Origin of the sequence: Wolbachia endosymbiont (group A) of Aleiodes leptofemur, assembly GCF_964028465.1 — a bacterium.
GTDB classification, from domain to species: domain Bacteria; phylum Pseudomonadota; class Alphaproteobacteria; order Rickettsiales; family Anaplasmataceae; genus Wolbachia; species Wolbachia pipientis.
Genome location: NZ_OZ034782.1, coordinates 370,222 through 388,686 on the forward strand (window position 1 = coordinate 370,222; position 18,465 = coordinate 388,686).

The 18,465-nt window shown below is 35.2% G+C and carries 12 protein-coding genes, 2 rRNA genes and 2 pseudogenes; 9 read left to right on the forward strand and 7 right to left on the reverse strand.

Annotated features, from left to right (window positions below; all coding sequences use genetic code 11):
* The first annotated feature begins 380 nt into the window (after positions 1-380).
* Complete coding sequence (locus ABWU67_RS02080; protein ID WP_010082284.1) at positions 381-1,088, forward strand: TerC family protein; 708 nt, start codon at positions 381-383, stop codon at positions 1,086-1,088.
* Between the two features lie 32 nt (positions 1,089-1,120).
* Here the strand turns inward: ABWU67_RS02080 and guaA are convergent, their stop codons facing one another.
* The 3 genes from guaA to ABWU67_RS02095 form a co-directional block, all read right to left on the reverse strand.
* A complete protein-coding gene (guaA, locus tag ABWU67_RS02085; protein WP_264373861.1) occupies positions 1,121-2,683 on the reverse strand; it encodes a glutamine-hydrolyzing GMP synthase in 1,563 nt (520 codons plus the stop codon).
* A gap of 802 nt (positions 2,684-3,485) precedes the next feature.
* Complete coding sequence (locus ABWU67_RS02090; RefSeq protein WP_077188557.1) at positions 3,486-5,270, reverse strand: ribonucleoside-diphosphate reductase subunit alpha; 1,785 nt, start codon at positions 5,268-5,270, stop codon at positions 3,486-3,488.
* Positions 5,271-5,328: 58 nt separating this feature from the next.
* A complete protein-coding gene (locus tag ABWU67_RS02095; RefSeq protein WP_353282125.1) occupies positions 5,329-6,405 on the reverse strand; it encodes a methyltransferase domain-containing protein in 1,077 nt (358 codons plus the stop codon).
* Between the two features lie 335 nt (positions 6,406-6,740).
* Between ABWU67_RS02095 and ABWU67_RS02100 the strand changes: the two genes are divergently transcribed.
* Positions 6,741-9,506: ribosomal RNA gene (locus tag ABWU67_RS02100) — 23S ribosomal RNA — on the forward strand.
* 66 nt (positions 9,507-9,572) lie between these two features.
* A 5S ribosomal RNA gene (rrf, locus tag ABWU67_RS02105) occupies positions 9,573-9,679 on the forward strand.
* Positions 9,680-9,764: 85 nt separating this feature from the next.
* Here the strand turns inward: rrf and ABWU67_RS02110 are convergent.
* The 3 genes and pseudogenes from ABWU67_RS02110 to rpmH form a co-directional block, all read right to left on the reverse strand.
* Positions 9,765-9,983, reverse strand: coding sequence for a hypothetical protein (locus ABWU67_RS02110; RefSeq protein WP_353282126.1), 219 nt, complete (start codon positions 9,981-9,983; stop codon positions 9,765-9,767).
* 130 nt (positions 9,984-10,113) lie between these two features.
* Positions 10,114-10,389, reverse strand: a pseudogene (rnpA, locus tag ABWU67_RS02115) (ribonuclease P protein component); the annotation flags it as partial.
* A gap of 67 nt (positions 10,390-10,456) precedes the next feature.
* Positions 10,457-10,591, reverse strand: a complete 135-nt coding sequence (rpmH, locus tag ABWU67_RS02120) for a 50S ribosomal protein L34 (RefSeq protein ID WP_006279898.1) — start codon at positions 10,589-10,591, stop codon at positions 10,457-10,459.
* Between the two features lie 107 nt (positions 10,592-10,698).
* On the opposite strand from rpmH, the gene pstC reads away from it, so the two are divergent.
* From pstC to ABWU67_RS02150, 6 genes and pseudogenes are all read left to right on the forward strand, one after another.
* Positions 10,699-11,787, forward strand: coding sequence for a phosphate ABC transporter permease subunit PstC (pstC, locus tag ABWU67_RS02125; protein WP_341822187.1), 1,089 nt, complete (start codon positions 10,699-10,701; stop codon positions 11,785-11,787).
* Positions 11,788-11,888: 101 nt separating this feature from the next.
* Entirely contained in the window at positions 11,889-13,316 is a 1,428-nt protein-coding gene (atpD, locus tag ABWU67_RS02130) for a F0F1 ATP synthase subunit beta (RefSeq protein WP_353282225.1), read from the forward strand.
* 12 nt (positions 13,317-13,328) lie between these two features.
* Complete coding sequence (locus tag ABWU67_RS02135) at positions 13,329-13,673, forward strand: F0F1 ATP synthase subunit epsilon (protein WP_006279902.1); 345 nt, start codon at positions 13,329-13,331, stop codon at positions 13,671-13,673.
* A 426-nt stretch (positions 13,674-14,099) separates the two neighbouring features.
* Positions 14,100-14,279, forward strand: a complete 180-nt coding sequence (locus tag ABWU67_RS02140; protein ID WP_223823054.1) for an ankyrin repeat domain-containing protein — start codon at positions 14,100-14,102, stop codon at positions 14,277-14,279.
* Positions 14,280-14,418: 139 nt separating this feature from the next.
* Positions 14,419-15,277 (forward strand): annotated as a pseudogene (locus tag ABWU67_RS02145) (IS630 family transposase).
* A gap of 1,021 nt (positions 15,278-16,298) precedes the next feature.
* A complete protein-coding gene (locus ABWU67_RS02150; protein WP_353282127.1) occupies positions 16,299-18,269 on the forward strand; it encodes a hypothetical protein in 1,971 nt (656 codons plus the stop codon).
* Here the strand turns inward: ABWU67_RS02150 and ABWU67_RS02155 are convergent.
* On the reverse strand, positions 18,266-18,406 hold the full coding sequence (locus tag ABWU67_RS02155) for a hypothetical protein (RefSeq protein ID WP_353282128.1): 141 nt from the start codon (positions 18,404-18,406) through the stop codon (positions 18,266-18,268). The two genes, ABWU67_RS02150 and ABWU67_RS02155, sit on opposite strands and share 4 nt — an antisense overlap.
* Positions 18,407-18,465: the final 59 nt, after the last annotated feature.

Below are 18,465 nucleotides of genomic sequence, written 5' to 3' on the forward strand. Positions count from 1 at the left end.
AAGGGTTTAAAGACTATTAACTAAATCATTGTCCCATTCAAATTTTGGTGGCAAGGGGCTTGGTATAAATGCCTGATAACCAGCGAATACTTTGCCTGATGGTGATCCTTTAATATACATTCATTCAACCGAGCACACTATTTTTATAGTATATATTATTTTCAAATAAAGTCAAAAATGAAAATAAGGCTTTATCTTATTTGCGTGCATGAAAATAAGAAACTCTCTTATTATTGATTTTGCTCAAAAACGAAAATAGAAGAAGCTGCTGAACTTTATATATCCTGTTTTTCTGGAGAACTGCTATAAAACTTCTGAGTGAAGTCACTTAATTTTTACACATCTATTGTAGAGTAAGAAGAACCGAATTTGAAACAAAAATGCTAACTGATGCTTGGACTTTACTGACACTTACACTACTTGAAACTATACTTAGTGTAGACAATTTAATCTTTATTTCTCTAGCAATAGATAAGGTACCAAATGCGCTGAGAGAAAGAGTGCGCCTTATGGGCCTTGGATTAGCACTATTAATGCGTTTTGTAATACTATTTTTTACATCATCTATATTATCAATGCAAAAACCTATATTTCACACTGCATCAGCAAGGGATTTACTTATGATCGCAGGGGGATTATTCCTTATTGTTAAGAGCTCTATGGAGTTACGGGATGACATCTTTGTATGTAAGAAAAATAAAAAGAAAGCAAACGTTAAATCAAAATTTTTTTTAGTTGTGCTACAAATTATATTAATAGATTTAGTTTTTTCGGTTGATTCGATATTAACTGCTATAGCACTAACTTATAACATGGTAATAATTGCTACAGCATTTACATTTTCCATGCTAGCAATGCTGTTTTTATCAAGTTATACCGCCCAGTTAATCAAATCTAACCCAGGGTTAAAAATAATCGCCATTTTATTTGTTTTACTTGTCGGTGTGTACCTCATACTTCATGGATTTCATATAGAATTACCAAAAGGATATTTGTATTCTTCATTTATGTTTGCACTGCTTGTGGAAATTATAAGCAAAATAAAGAAAATTAACCGTCATACCGCGATTCATTCGCGGTATCTCTAGATCCAGCTAACAAGCAGCGGGATCTTTTTGATTTACTCCCACTCAATAGTTGCGGGTGGTTTAGAAGTGATATCATAAACAACTCTATTTACTCCGGGAACATTATTAACAATTATACTGCCGACATTGCGTAAAAAATCCCAAAATACTAGCAAGTGTTGATCCTTATCTTCAAATGGAAATGCATCGGCTGTCATACCATCAGATGATGTTACAGCCCTTAAAGCACAAACATATCCATACGTACGACCATCTCCCATAACGCCTACAGTTTTTATTGGTAATAATACAGCAAAAGCTTGCCATATCTTATCGTATAGATCGTAATTTTTCATCGTATTAATATATATTTCATCTACTTCTTGCAATATTCGCACCTTTTCTTCATCGACTTCACTTATAATCCTCACTGCAAGTCCAGGTCCAGGAAATGGATGTTGAAATATTATCTCATCTGAAAGCCCAATTTCTTTTCCAAGTAGCCTTACCTCATCTTTAAAGAGGTAGCGTAAAGGCTCCACTAGCTTCAGGTTCATCTTTTCTGGCAACCCACCAACATTATGGTGAGACTTAATTGTACTAGTGTTGTTTGAGGCATGCCCTGACTCAACTACATCAGAGTAGATGGTACCTTGCATCAAAAAATCCACATCACCTATTTTTTTTGCTTCTTCTTCAAACACTTCAATAAAAGTGTTACCGATAATTTTTCGCTTTTCTTCTGGATCAGTTATTCCCTTCAACCTACTCAAAAATAAATTTGATTTATCAACGTAATTTATCGGAATCTCTTTCAACATAGCGATGGTTTGGTTCTTGCGTAACAACCCAGTATCGATAAAAATACAGTTCAATTGTTTTCCTATAGCTTTATGTGTGAGAGCCGCTGCAACGCTTGAATCAACCCCACCACTTACTGCAGCGATTACTTTTTTCTCTCCTACTACATTTTTGATTTTTTCCTTTTGCTCCTCAATAAACGACTTCATTGTCCAGTCTCTTTTGCAATTTGCAATATCCAAGAAGTTAGAGAGCAATTTACTGCCATTTGTTGTGGGCTTAACCTCAGGATGGAACTGAGTACAGTAAATCTTCCGCTGTTCGTTGACAATCATTGCAATTGTTTGATTTATCACACCTGATGCGATAACAGTAAATCCCTGTGGTATAGTATCAACACTGTCCGCATGGTTCATTAATACATCCACTTCAGAATTAACATCCCAGGTATCCTTTACAATGGGGGATTCTTTTAGTATCTTGATTTTAGTTCTACCAAACTCCTGTTTGAAACTCTCTTTTACTTTTGCTCCAAAATAATGACAAATGAGTTGCTGTCCATAGCATATTCCAAGTATAGGAACGCTTGTTGCCTCATTAAGTTTTATAATTTCATGTACTATTCTACTTGTTTCAGAACAATCATCATTTACAGATTGTGGTCCTCCAGAGAGAATAAACCCATTGAATTTTGATATTGTTTCAAAACTGACGCTGCTTGGAAATATTTCACAATAAACGCCCATTCCTCTTACTTGTCTTGCGATAAGCTGTGTAAACTGTGAACCAAAATCAATAATGGCAATTGCTGACAATTTGCTCCTCCATATTATTTAAAATGATATCTGATAATAAAGAAAATAATGGAGTAAGTAAACCAAGACCTGTTTAAAAGCTTTAACGCGTGGTACAAGTTAGCTATATAGCTAATTTTCCTACACCATACCGCTACGACGCTAACACGTAGCGGGACGACGAGCTTATCGTCATACCGCGATTCATTCGCGGTATCCCTTAGCCGTTAACAAGTAGCGGGATGACGATTGTCGTTTAGCCATAAATGTTTAAGAAATTTACCAAATGAAAAAAAAGGCAAAAGAAGCCCCATGGTGGTTGGCTATTTACTATGTACTAAAATATCGGCGTTTTTTTTATTCTAAAACGCTTGATTAAGAGCGATTTAGATGCTTTTAACTTGCAACTAACCTACACCGCAAGTGTTTAAGAAATTTACTAAGCAGGAAAAAAGGCAAAGAAACCCCGTAGTAGCTAGCATTGAAATTCTCCCTTGTCAATTTGACGTTTTTTGCTGTCTTAAACGCTTTGTAAGCGCGTTTCGGCTTATATAGGTAAAAACCTAAAAATTTTTAAAGACATGCGATGCACGTAGTGCGAAAAATTAAACATGAGACGCCAAATACCCTAAGTTTTTTGTCATTAACCTGCACAGATTGCGAAGATAAATAAATAGCTTCAGTTTTATGATAAGGGAGCTGGCGGAGTTTGTCAAGAAAGTTTTTTCGTTTCTATTCCCAATAAAAGTGCGTTATATGGTTATGCAAGAAGTCTATTTACCCATTTGCTTAACTTTCTCTCTACTTTTTCTGAGTAAGGCCGCTATTGGCATGACAGACATTCATCGTAGTCAATATCTGTTTTTTGTTGCAATATTTCACTTTTTTTGAATATGTCATGTGAGACCTTATCGGCTCTCTGCATTGATTGTGATCTGCAGTAATATAAGCTCTTCAATCCTTTTTTCCAAGCAAGCATGTGTATTTTGTGCAAGTAACGTTTGTGTACGTTGGCAGGTAAGAACAGATTTACTGATTGAGATTGACAAATATACGAAGTTCTATTACTTGCATGTTCTATAATCCATCTTTGGTCAAGCTCGTACGCTGTTTTAAATGTCAATTTTTCATGCTCACTAAGAAAATCTAAATGCTGAACGGAACCCTCGTTTGTTGAAATTGAAGACCATATTTTATCATTGTCTTGATTTTTTTCTGCTAATAGTTTTTGCAAGAATTTATTTCGCACTACAAATGAGCCTGTAAGTGTCTTTTGTATGAATACGTTTGCTGCGTATGGTTCTATTCCAGGGGAGGTATTACCTGCAATAATGGAGATCGAGGCAGTAGGAGCAATAGCGAGTTTGTGTGTAAACCTTTCCATTAGATCAACTTCTTTGGCATCAGGACATGCTCCCTTTTCTTCTGCTAATTTTTTAGAAACTATATCTGCTTGCTCGCGTAAATACTTAAATATTTTTTTATTCCATTGTTGTGCTGTTACTGATTCAAAAGGAACCATTTTGCTTTGTAAAAATGAGTGAAAGCCCATCACACCAAGACCAATACTGCGTTCTCTGGCTGCAGAATATTTTGCTCGCTGCATTTCATTCGGTGCTTTATTTATGAAATCTTCCAATACATTATCAAGAAAGCGCATTATATCTTCTATGAAGAGTTTATTGTCTTTCCATTCTTCGTAGTACTCAAGGTTTACGGATGATAGACAACACACAGCAGTGCGTGACTTATTCAGGTGATCATAACCTGTGGTTAAAGTTATTTCACTGCATAGATTTGACATCTTGATGTCTAAGTTGAGCTTTTTGTAAGATTCTGGCTTATTGTTATTTGTTGCATCAAGGAAAATAATGTAAGGTTCTCCAGTTTCAACTCTTGCTGTTAATATTTTGATCCATATATCCCGCGCTTTTACAGTTGAAATAACCTTATTGTTGTGAGGGCTTATTAAATTCCATTCTTGATCATTCTCAACAGCCTGCATAAATTTATCTGTTACTATTACAGCATGATGTATATTTAACGCTTTGCGATTTGGGTCACCGCCTGTTGGCTTGCGTAAATCTAGAAACTCTTCTATCTCCGGATGAGATACAGGAAGGTAGACTGCTGAACTTCCTCGCCTTAGGGATCCCTGACTAATTGCAAGCGTTAGAGCATTTTGCACTACAATAAATGGAACAATTCCTGATGTTTTGCCGCTACCCTTTACGCTTTCGCCTATTGAGCGTAAATTTCCCCAATAACTACCTATGCCTCCTCCACGTGCAGCAAGCCAAACATTTTCGTTCCATAGATCAACTATTCCCTGCAAGCTGTCTTCGGTTTCATTAAGAAAGCAAGAGATAGGTAACCCTCTCTTAGTGCCACCATTGCTGAGTATTGGTGTTGAAGGCATGAACCACAAGTTGCTCATGTAGTCATAAAGACGCTGCGCATGTTCTTTATTATCAGAATAGTAATTAGCAATACGTGCAAAGAGGTCTTGATAACTTTCATTTTCTATTAAATACCTGTCTGATAGAACTGCTTTTCCAAAGTCGGTTAATTTGCTGTCCTTTGCGTAATTAATGGTAATGTTATTCATAAAGTTCCTTTTATTCTTTTATTATATATAGGTACTTAAAAGTCATTTTGAGCGATTTTTAAGTTAGGTTTTTCGGATTTTTTTGTTGATGCTGTAATGCAAACAAGATACCGTCAACCTGACTGCCATATATTTTACAGTAACTCATATAACTTATTTGCATATTTATTTCTTTTGCAACATGTTGAACATAACTTTCTGAGTGACGAAAATAGTCTCCTTTGTTTACAAAGTCAATACCTTCACCTTCCTTTCTTCTTATTAAACATACAATAACTCCTTTTTTGCTCGTAGATCTTTTTGCTAATTCCAACTCTTCTTGAAAGTCATGTAGATAATGTAGCACTTCAGCAAAGATAATTACATCATACTGTTGGTTTTTCTCTTGTTTAAGAAACTCTTTCATTTCCATATGTATTAATTCATTGTAAACAGGCTTACCTTTTATAAAGCATCCTCTTGCGATATTTAGCATTCTACTTGAAATGTCAATTCCTGTTATATGGTTTCCAATACTATTTATTTTCAAGAAATGACCACATATTCCAGTTCCACAACCAAGGTCGAGTATATTGAGCTCAGAAGTGGAGTTGTTGAAGATTTTTGTAATTATCATGTGTACAAGTTCATGCCCTCTATATTGTTTGGCAATCAACCAATGCTCAACAAAATATTCACCTGTGTAATCAAAATATTGTCTTATGAGGTTTTTTGGCAATTCTGTAATAGGCGCTGAGTTTGTCATTTTTTTTATATAGTAAGACGCCTCCTCGTGGTCATTATCTAATTTTAGTGCCCTTGTTAAATCATTATAAGCTTTGTTAGTATTCCCTACCGCAAAATGACACCTTCCGATGTTATACCAGACTATAGGTAAATGGGGGTAAAATATGCTAATTAACCAAAATCGTAACTTTGCATCTGATATGCTACCTTTATAAAAGTGATATAAACCGATTTCAATGTTGGTGTTTAACAGGTTCTTAGATTTTTTAAGAAGCACTGTCATTTCTTTATGAAGAGTATTATATTTATTCACAATGAAGTGTTTTACTTTCTTAATATTTAATACGCCAATGAGCTTAGACATACAATTTAAAGCAACGTTTTTTATAAAAGAGAGATTACTTTTCATACGTTAGAAATACTCCGAATGTTTATTATCATTTTTAGGCAATTGATTTTAACACATTTTATCTTACAAAATATCTTTTTTATTAATTTTTACTGTATATATAAGTTTACCACATATTTCTCAGATTATACTGTTTAGGATTGCTAGTATATTGTTGTTGATAATATAAGTAAATGTTTTGTGCAAAAAGGCGTTGACATATTATTTATTAGGTTATAACATATAAAAGATTAATTTAGTTTTTAGATGTTTGACAAGTTTTATGGTAGAGATTAATTTAATCTCAATTCAATTTTAATAATATTTAACTCTGCATATTCTGCATATAGTCGGATAAATAAATTATTAAGAGCACTTGATGGATGCCTTGGCGTTAAGAGGCGATGAAGGACGTGGCAGGCTGCGATAAGCTGTGGGGAATTGTCAACAAATTTTGATCCGCAGATTTCCGAATGGGGAAACCCAACTAGTTTAGCTAGTTATTACGTACTAAGTATGTAAAGCAAACTTGGTGAACTGAAATATCTAAGTAGCCAAAGGAAAAGAAATCAACCGAGATTCTGTTAGTAGTGACGAGCGAAAGCGGAAAAGGCTAGTGATTTAAGAATAAGAATTAGAATACTCTGGAAATAGTAACCATAGAAGGTGATAGTCCTGTATAAGTAGAAAGTTTTTAAATCCTTGAGTAGAGCGGGGCACGTGAAATCCTGTTTGAATATGGGGGGACCATCCTCCAAGCCTAAATACTCCTTAACGACCGATAGTGAACAAGTACCGTGAGGGAAAGGTGAAAAGAACCCCGGGAGGGGAGTGAAATAGAATCTGAAATCAAGTGCTTACAAACAGTTGGAGCTCTATATCAATTTATTGATATTTAGAGTGACAGCGTACCTTTTGCATAATGGGTCAGCGAGTTAATCTATGAAGCAAGCTTAAGCCGTTAGGTGTAGGCGTAGCGAAAGCAAGTCTGAATAGGGCGTTTTAGTTTTATGGATTAGACCCGAAACCAAGTGATCTAGTCATGACCAGATTGAAGGTGTGGTAAAACACACTGGAGGATCGAACCAGTTAATGTTGCAACATTATTGGATGAGTTGTGATTAGGGGTGAAAGGCCAATCAAACTTGGAAATAGCTGGTTCTCCGCGAAATCTATTTAGGTAGAGCGTTGTATGTATGTTGTTGGGGGTAGAGCACTGGATAGACTAGGGGGATTCAACCTCTTACCAAATCTAACTAAACTCCGAATACCAACAATTAATTATACAGCAGGCACACTACGGGTGCTAAGTCCGTGGTGAAGAGGGAAACAACCCAGATCACTATCTAAGGTCCCAAAATTACAGCTAAGTGGGGAAGGAAGTAGAAAAACCATTACAGCTAGGAGGTTGGCTTGGAAGCAGCCATCCTTTAAAGAAAGCGTAACAGCTCACTTGTCTAAATAAGTTTTTCTGCGCCGAAAATGTACCGGGGCTAAAGCTGTATACCGAAGATGTGAGTGCTTATTGATTTCGATCAATAGGCGCGGTAGCGGAGCGTTCCGTAAGTCTGTGAAGGTGGTTTGTGAAAACTGCTGGAGATATCGGAAGTGAGAATGCTGACATAAGTAGCGTAAAAGAGTGTGAAAAACACTCTCACCAAAAATCTAAGGGTTCCTACGTTAAGTTAATCTGCGTAGGGTTAGTCGGTTCCTAAGGCGAGTCCGTAAAGGAGTAGTCGATGGTAATTAGGTTAATATTCCTAAACCTCTTAAGTGTGACGGGTTTCGTATTTGTATAGATCTTATTGGATTGATCTATGCTTAAAAGAAGCTCCAGGAAATAGCACTTATATTTATGAGGCCGTACCGCAAACCGACACTGGTGGATGAGTAGAGTATACTAAGGTGTTGAAAGAATGATGTTGAAGGAACTCGGCAAATTATACCTGTAACTTCGGAAGAAGGGTAACCTGCTTTTAGGCAACTATGAGTAGGTGGCACAAAATAGGGAGTAGCGACTGTTTACTAAAAACACAGGACTCTGCAAACACGTAAGTGGAAGTATAGGGTCTGACGCCTGCCCGGTGCTGGAAGGTTAATAGGAAGGGTGCAAGCTCCGAATTGAAGCCCCAGTAAACGGCGGCCGTAACACTGACGGTCCTAAGGTAGCGAAATTCCTTGTCGGGTAAGTTCCGACCCGCACGAATGGCGTAACGATTTCTCCACTGTCTCCAACATCACTTCAGCGAAATTGAATTCCCCGTGCAGATGCGGGGTACCCGCGGTTAGACGAAGAGACCCCGTGCACCTTTACTATAGCTTTACATTGCTATTAAAAGTGTGATGTGCAGGATAGGTGGGAGACTTTGAAGTTATGGCGCTAGCTATAATGGAGTCAACCTTGAGATACCACCCTTTACACTTTTGATATCTAACTATGTTTCATTATCTGGAACTAGGACATTGTATGGTGGGTAGTTTGACTGGGGCGGTCGCCTCCTAAAAAGTAACGGAGGCGTGCGAAGGTAAGCTAGAGCTGGTCGGAAATCAGCTTGATAGTATAATGGCATAAGCTTGCCTGACTGCGAGGCTGACAAGCCAAGCAGAGACGAAAGTCGGTCATAGTGATCCGGTGATTCTGTATGGAAGGGTCATCGCTCAACGGATAAAAGGTACGCCGGGGATAACAGGCTGATGGTGTTCGAGCGTTCATAGCGACGACACCGTTTGGCACCTCGATGTCGACTCATCACATCCTGGGGCTGAAGAAGGTCCCAAGGGTTCGGCTGTTCGCCGATTAAAGTGATACGTGAGTTGGGTTTAGAACGTCGTGAGACAGTTCGGTTTCTATCTGCCGTGGGTGAAGGAAATTTGAGAAGGTCTGACTCTAGTACGAGAGGACCGAGATGGATATACCTCTGGTGTACCAGCTGTTATGCCAATAGCATCGCTGGGTGGCTATGTATAGATGGGATAATTGCTGAAAGCATATAAGCAAGAAACCCTCTTCAAAAAGATTTCCCAATTAAGGCCGTGGAAGACTACCACGTTGATAGGCTAGGTGTGGAAGCATGGTAACATGTGAAGCTAACTAGTACTAATAGCCTGATTGATTTATTTGCTTTCTATATGTGTGTATGCAGTGTTAAATATTAAGTTAAAATTGTTAAGTTAGAAATTTTTATTGACTTGGTGGCTATAGCAAAAATGAACCACCCGATCTCATCTCGAACTCGGAAGTGAAACTTTTTAGCGCTGATGGTACTTGAAAAGGGAGAGTAGGTCGCCGCCAAGTTTATAAAAATTTCTTTGTTAATTAGACAGTAGGTATACTTATATTTTAACTTTCTTGTTTTGTTACTATTCTTTAAGTTTTTATTTTAACTACGATATCTTTTTTTTCTTATATGTTCTTGGTCATTTTCTACATTATTTAGCATTGTTCCTACTTCCCCTAATTGATTCCCTTTTGAAGGAGAATTACTGATTTCTGGTAATATTACATTACCTCCCACTTTTTTAAATAATTCTTCTTGTTGGCGAAATGCTGACCTCCAATCTGTTCCTGTTCCTTTAGGAAGAAATAAGAATTGATACATCTGACCAAAGCCTGTGTTATTTACCTCTTTTATATGCTCTACCATTCACCACACCCATTAACTATTTTTAAAAATTTTACCTATATTATCATAAAAAATATAGTTGTAAATACCTTAATTGAGATTTTTTTTATTTTATCTTTTTTAAGCAAATAGTTAGATCTTTTTGTAAATTTTTATAACTTGCTTGCATAATGTTTCTATGAGTTAGTATTATGTAGTAGTGCCCTATATTACTTATATTTAAAATGCTAATTTTAGCAAGCATTCGTAGTTGCCTTTTTATTTTATTTCTTTTTGCTGCTTTTCCGGTTTTTTTACTGATAGCCAGACCTACTCTAATAGTATGAATGTACTTTTCAGGTTCTCTTTCTTTTATAGCGTACAGTGATATATAAAGCCCACGATAAAAAAGACTGTTGAGTGCTAACTTATTTTTGAAAGCAGAAGAAAAATCTTTTTTTTTATACTTACTATGCGCATAATTTGTTACACCCTAATGAACGGCGCCTATTAAGGATTTTTCTTCCAGCTCTTGTTGCCATACGTGAACGAAATCCGTGTCTGCGCTTTCTTATCAAATTTTTTGGTTGAAATGTTCTCTTCATTGTTTTTATATTAATATAATTATTTATTTTAAATTGTTTTACTTTATTGTCAAATAATGGTGAACTTGTATGACATTTTCGTAGAATAAAATTTGATGCATGGAAGAATGAATTCGGTGATAGTCATACCTGTCTTACTAATCCTTTTATTTTGTTTTAGTAGGTTTCAAGAAGTAAATAAGGTTAAATCTTATCTATATCTTAGTTGTGTATGGATGCTAACTTGGTTGTTAGTATTCTATAATAATTGTTTTGTAACTTTTATTTCTATAGCGTTACTTTTTTTCATGCTTGCTTTTATCTTTAAAAATAAAAGAAATAAGATAATAAAACTTTCGTTATTTGTGGCTTTGGCCATATCATTTTTTATCACTTTATTTATAATGCTGTCTATTTTTATTCAATCCATTAGTTTTTTTAATAAAGTAGCTATTTCAGAATTCTTGTTTTGCTTGAAATGGGGCCACAATGTAGTCACTATCAATGAAGAGAAGATAGGATGTTTTGGTATAGCGCCGCTTTTAGTTGGTACATTACTTATAACTATTATAGCAATGTTAGTTGTCGTTCCGCTTGGTTTATTTTCTGCAATATATATTAGTGAATATGCGAGTGAGAAAGTGCGTTATATTGTTAATACAACTTTGCAAGTTTTGTCTGCTATTCCTACGGTTGTATATGGATATTTCGCGGTTGTGTTTTTGTCTTTCTTTATAAAGCAGGTAGCAAATTTTTTTGGTTTAAGTATACACTCAGAAAGTGCCTTAGTTGCCGGTTTATCGATTGGGATAATGATTCTTCCTTTTATTATTTCTTTACTCGAAGATGCCATAAGATCTGTTCCAAAAAGCTTGCGTTATGGCTTCATGGCACTTGGTGCAACTCCAGCGGAAACTATATGGCATATAACAATACCTTATGCAATGCCTACAATTTTAAGTGCAATTTTATTGTCAATTTCAAGAGTGATAGGTGAAACAATGATTGTGCTAATGGCTGTGGGAATCAACGCAAATTTGACTTTTAACCCTCTTAATTCAGTTGCTACCATTACCGTGCAGATCGCTACATTACTTACCGGAGATCAGGATTTCAATAGTGTACAAACTCTTGCTGCTTATGCGCTTAGTTTAGTATTGTTTATTATTACTTGGCTATTAAATGCATTTGCATTGTTTGTAATGAAGCGTAACTAGTAAGCGTTTTAATGTTGCAAAATTTCTATTAATAATATAAAATTTGTTTTCTTTAGAAGTTCTTTTATGGAATTATAGTGTTAGGTGATAAAAATAAAGAGATGAATATAGGTAGAGCGATTAAGGTAACTCAAGCAGTTGTTGATATAAAATTTGAAGGTGAATTGCCTAAAATATTTAATGCTTTAAAAAGCAAACTAAAATATAAGGATAAGGAGCTGGTTTTAGAAGTTTCGCAGCATATAGGTGACAATATAGTTCGTTGTATTGCTATGGATAGCACAGATGGCATGTCAAGGGGGGATGAATTTGTTGATACAGGTGCACCAATATCGGTGCCAATTGGGCGTTCAACTTTAGGAAGGATTTTTGATGTTGTTGGAGAGCTTATAGATGAGTGTGGTCCACTGAAGGGAAAGTATAACTTAGAGCCTATACACAGAGCACCTCCAAGTTTTACTGAACAGAGAATACAGGAAGAAGTTTTAGTTACGGGAATAAAAGTTATAGATCTTCTTGCACCTTATCTTAAAGGAGGAAAAATTGGCTTATTTGGTGGAGCCGGTGTTGGTAAAACAGTCCTAATAATGGAATTAATTAATAATATAGCAAAAGCTCATAAAGGATTTTCTGTGTTTGCCGGGGTAGGGGAGAGAACGCGTGAAGGTAACGATCTTTATCACGAGATGATCACTTCAAATGTAATAAATATAAATGAGCATGAAAAATCTCAAGCTGTTTTGGTTTATGGTCAGATGAATGAGCCTCCTGGAGCAAGGGCTAGAGTTGCTTTAACAGCGCTTACTATGGCAGAGTATTTTCGTGACCGTGAAAACCAAGATGTTCTATTTTTTGTGGATAATATCTTTAGATTTACACAAGCTGGTTCTGAAATTTCTGCTTTACTTGGAAGAATACCGTCAGCTGTTGGTTATCAGCCAACCCTTGCAACTGATATGGGTTCAATGCAAGAAAGAATAGCTTCAACAACTTCTGGCTCTATTACTTCTGTGCAAGCTATATATGTTCCTGCGGACGATTTGACTGATCCAGCCCCAGCAACTACATTCTCTCACCTTGATGCAACCACAGTGTTGTCAAGGCAAATAGCTGAAATGGGAATATACCCTGCTGTTGATCCACTTGATTCAACTTCTCAGTCTTTATCTGCTGAAATCATTGGTGAAGAACATTATAATGTAGCTTCTGAGGTGAAACGTATATTGCAAACTTATAAATCACTGCAAGATATTATCGCAATACTTGGTATGGATGAGCTATCTGATGAAGATAAAATTATTGTTGATAGGGCTCGTAAGATTCAGAAATTTCTTTCTCAACCTTTTCACGTTGCAGAAATATTTACTGGCATGCCTGGTAAATTTGTTTCACTTTCTGATACTGTTTCCAGTTTTAAAGGGATTGTTGAAGGCAAATATGATCACTTACCAGAGGCTGCTTTTTATATGGTGGGGAATATAGATGAAGCAATAAAAAAGGCTGAATTAATACAAGCTGAAGCTAAATAAAAGTTAAAGATTATGAATACTTTTAAAGTGCAATTTTTCTCTCCTGATGATCAAATTTCATTCAGTGGAGTGGTTTCTCTTTCAGTAACTGGGCTCGAAGGGGAGCTTATGATTTTAGCTCACCATGCTCCTTACTTAATTTATTTATTGCCTGGTATGATTACTGTTAAAATGAGTAACCAAACAGAAAAGAAGGTTGTAATTGATAGTGGCGTATTAGAAGTTGCAAATAATAATTGTAGCATTATAACAAGTCAAATTCAGGTTTTTGATCGTGCAATTCATGATGAGAAATCGTTTAAAAATAAGAGAATTAGTATATATTTAAGTTATCTTGATGAGAAGTTTCTTTCTTAGTTATTTTAGGTAAAAAGTCAATTATCATTCAAGTGGCTATAAGATTTTTGCTCAGGGGGCTCTTTTTTGTCATCCCAGAAACCCCTGGGTGTCATCCCAGTGTCGGAGTACTTTAGGTGTATGATCCCAGAGTGTGATGGTATGGGACCGTACACCTAATCAAATAAAAATTAAAGAAGGAGAGTTGGTTGTAACGGTTGGAGATAACGACTTTGTTTTACCTGGAATTTACGTTGGATAAACTACAAAAAATAACAGGTAAAAATCAACGTAAATTTAAGATAAATCGATTTTATTAGTATTATCAAATCAAAATCTGTTTTTAATTAATCAATAATACTTTTTTACATATTTTCATCCCCTTTCATGGATTTTTTAATTTTATAGATGATATCTAATATTATTAGAAGCATTGTAAAATATCTTATGAGAAAAGTTATAAAATATATTAGCATTATTGGTATTGCATGTTTAGTATTGTTATTTTTTATATCTAATGTGGAAACACGCGTAAAAACACAGGAAGAACAATTATTCCTAGCTGTAGAAGATGGTAATGCACAAGAAGTAAAACTATTACTCAAAAATGGTGCAGACCCAAATTGACCTTACCCAGAAAAAGTAGAGAGAAAGTTAAGACGTTTTTATCATGAGAATAAATTGTGCAGGAATGCAATAGTTATAGCTCTTTCCACAGAAGTCCGGATATGATAAGATTAAGGATAGATGGCGATAAGGAGGTTGGATGCCGGCAGCATATAGTTATGATTTAAGAAAAAAAGCAATGGAAGCACTAGACGAAGGGGAAAGCAGAGAAGCAGTGGCAGCAAGATTTAAAATTGGACGAACTACTTTGTGGGAGTGGAAGCAAAGAAAAAAAGAAACAGGCGACTTTCAGTCAAAAAACTCGGTAATGGAGGTTACAATCAGAAAATTATCGACTGGAATAAGTTTATCGAATTTGCTAAAAAACACGGTAGAAAAACTCTGTCGGAAATGGCTAAACTTTGGGGCAACGTTAGTATCGAAACGATCCACCGAGCTCTCAGAAAAATTGGATTTACGCGCAAAAAAAGACATATGGATACAAGGAAAGGAACGAAGAAAAACGTGCTGAATTCTTAAAAATTATAGCAACAAAAGAACCAGAAAACTTAGTGTATATAGATGAGTCTGGGATTGATAACACGGAGGACTATCCATATGGGTATTGCCAGAAAGGACAGCGATTTTATGCCCTAAAATCTGGAAAAAAAACTCAACGAATCAGCATGGTTGCAGCCTTAAGTAGAAGAAAGATAGTTGCTCCATTAACATTTGAAGGCCACTGTAATATGGATATTTTTAATGGATGGTTTGAGCAATTTTTGGCACCGATCTTAGAACCTGGACAAACTGTCATTCTTGATAATGCTACTTTTCATAAGTCTGATAAGCTTATCAAGCTCGCTAAAGGAGTCGGTGCAGAAATTTTGTATCTGCCGCCTTATTCTCCAGATTTTAACAAAATTGAGCATCATTGGTTTGCTATAAAAAACAGAGCCAGGAAAAACATTCCTCTATTCGAATCCTTTCGTCGTGCTGTTGATTCTGCCTTCCTATGACCTATTCGGACTATTATGAGAAATGCTATAATTGCCAATGCAAGACTTAAAGAAGCAATTAATATGAAATAAAAAAAAATCTGCATAGAAAATAGGTTAACGGATATGTGCGTCTACACACATTTAAAGCACATATTCGTTAACCATAAAATCTAAGCAGTGGTTGCTGTTTGATATAAATTTCTTTCTGTATAAACTAGGATCTTTGTTACCAAAATACATTTTTCAATTGAATAAAAATACAAAATTATCAACAAATGAGACTAAATTCAAAAAATTTTAAAAAACATAGTTGATTGTTGATTGTTTATTGTTTATTACTGGAAGTTTTAGCCAATTTTACTATAGATCAACAAAATTGAGAACACCAGCTATATTTAATATATAGGAATATGATGCTTTAAAGGAGTACAAAAACTGCTGAAGCTTATACAGTAACCTGCGGAGCCACTTCAGCAGAATAAACAAACATATGCTAGTATCAGTAGAGAATTATTTATAAGTCAACTAACTTTTTAAAAAAATATTTTAGTGAAGATACCATGCTAGCTAGTGTTATAAGGAATTGAATTATTGACTCTTCCTAAGATTGCAAAAAAGGTCGTATATTTGTGAGAACAAGCCGCGTAAAAATAAGGTTATAAAAATAGAAGATTTAAATTATTTCAATAAGCTTAGGCAAAAAAGTTCGTATGTAGATATGGATGAAATGGGCTAATATAGCTAGTTTTAGCGTATAGTTAAATTGTTATATTAAAAAGTTCGTATGGTACATATGGTAGTCCAATCCATCCCAAAACAAACTCTTCTCACGACCCTTGGTTTTGAATGCTGGAAATGGTTGTGTTATTTGAGTTAGTGGTAATTAATGTTAAAGAGTGAAAATTAGTTTATTTGGAAATAAAAGGAAAATTCATTGCAATTCTATATTTAAAATAGAATAAAGCTCTTTTTGCATCATGTATTAATAAAAAAATATATTTTTTTGCGTATCCTTTCGTTTTAATTAATATGAAGTGATATGACACCTAATGTAGAGTTTAAAGATAATCACGGCACATCAATATCAAATTTGGAAAATGTTAAAATTATAACCTTGAGCGATGAGAAAGGTAATAAGTATACTTTAGATGCAAGCAATGGTAGTCTGGAATTAAAATATAAACAAGATGGTCAAGGTGAAATAAGCTATAAAGTAGGAGGTTTAGCGGCAGCTTTTAAAAGTCTACTTGATATGAAAAGTACTAACAATGATGAACATACAGTACTTGAAGAGAAGTTAGCAGAAAAGTCCATAGTGGAGGCGATATTTTATGCAAAAGATTTTGATAAGGGTGATAGAATCTCTAACTTGATACTAGATAGTACATTTTCTAGGCGAGATGTTCTGCCTGCTTACCTAAATAAAAAGGCTGATGTTGAAAATGTATATACTAAGGAAGAAGTAGATGAAGGATTAAATAAAAAGGTTGATGTTGAAAATGTATATACTAAGGAAGAAGTAGATGAAGGATTAAATAAAAAGGTTGATGTTGAAAATGTATATACTAAGGAAGAAGTAGATGAAGGATTAAATAAAAAGGTTGATGTTGAAAATGTATATACTAAGGAAGATACAGATAGAGGATTTATTTCTCGTGACAGTGACGGAATCAATAGATTAGCAAGGGAATTATTTTATAAACATGATCCCAATGCAACTTCAATTTTAGTTAATACATTAGGGAAGCTTCTTGATGAAAAATATGAAATATATGGTGATAATAAAACAGCAAAAGATTTTTTGGCAGAAAAGGGTAATTTTGCTAAAGCTGATGGCTCTAATATAAAAATTTTAGAATTCACGAAAAAAATACTTGATGCAACAGAGGATATAGGAGATGGGAAAAAGAAATCAATTTTAGTGGAGAAATTAGGCAGATTTCTTGATCAAACTGCTGATAACGAAAATGCTTATGATGGTAAGATAGCAAAAGCTTTTTTAGGAGACAAGGGGGTGCAGGGATCAAAAGGTGCAGATGGTCCTCAAGGTCCGGCAGGTAGAGATGGAAAAAGCCCATCAATTGAGGAAGTCGCTGTACAGCTACTTACTGATGAAAATAAAGATATATTGGGAAAAACAGTACTTGATATAACTGATAGCACTGGTCAAAATCTTGCTACTCATGTTGCTAATAAAATAAATCTTAATTCGCAGGATTTTATAAATAAAGCTGATCCAATAAAACTCGCTGAGTTGCTTTTTAATAAAAGTAACTTAGATCAACTTGCAGCCAAAAAGATTGCCGAAGATAAAGTTAGCTCGTATAAGATTTCTGAACTAGTATTTAACGATGCTAAGAATGCACTAGCAGAGAATTATCAGTGGGATCAAAAGAGCTTTATTAAAGATATAATAAAAAATGTCGGCACTTCTAGGTTAGCTGAGTTGTTATTTAATGCTGGCAGTATAGAGAAAGGTGAAGCAAAAAGAATTACTGAAGGGAAGGTTAGCCCTGAAAAATTAGCTGAATATTTGTTTAATGCAAGTGGCTTAGGCGATAATATAGATGAGTCGAAGACGTTAGTCAATAACGTAACTCAGCACCTTTTGAATACCAAGGTAGATGAAATAGGGAAAGCGGTTGTGAAGGATAATGAAAATAGAGAGATCTTAGCAGGTAGTCGTATTTTGCAGGAAGGAGTGGCAGAAAAATTAATTAGTAGCAACACAAATAAATTGGGACAAGCTATTCTGAATGTGAAAAACAAATTTGGTAATGACGCAAAACCTGTGCTGGAAACTCATCTTGCCAATAACAGCAGCTTTCAGGAAGCTGTGGCAGGAAATCAAGATTTAAGGACTGCAGTAACAGCTAATTTTGGGAGCAATAGAGATTTTTGCAATATTGTAACAAGAGATCTTAGTAGAGATGAAGAAAGTCTGTTAATTGATAGGCTGCCTTTTTATGAAATTCCAGATGATCCAAATGCTCCGCTTTCTTGGAATTAGTAATGTATAGCCTTTCTTATAATAGTCCGAATGCGATAAGATATGTGTTTATGGCTATAGCAGGCCAGTAGCATATTACGGTCTGTTCGGATTATTGTAAAAAGAGCTATAATTTTTGCTAGACCAACGGATTCCAAGAAAAACTCTTCTCACGCTTGTTTGTTAATTAGGCAAAAAGTAGAACCATATTATTAAT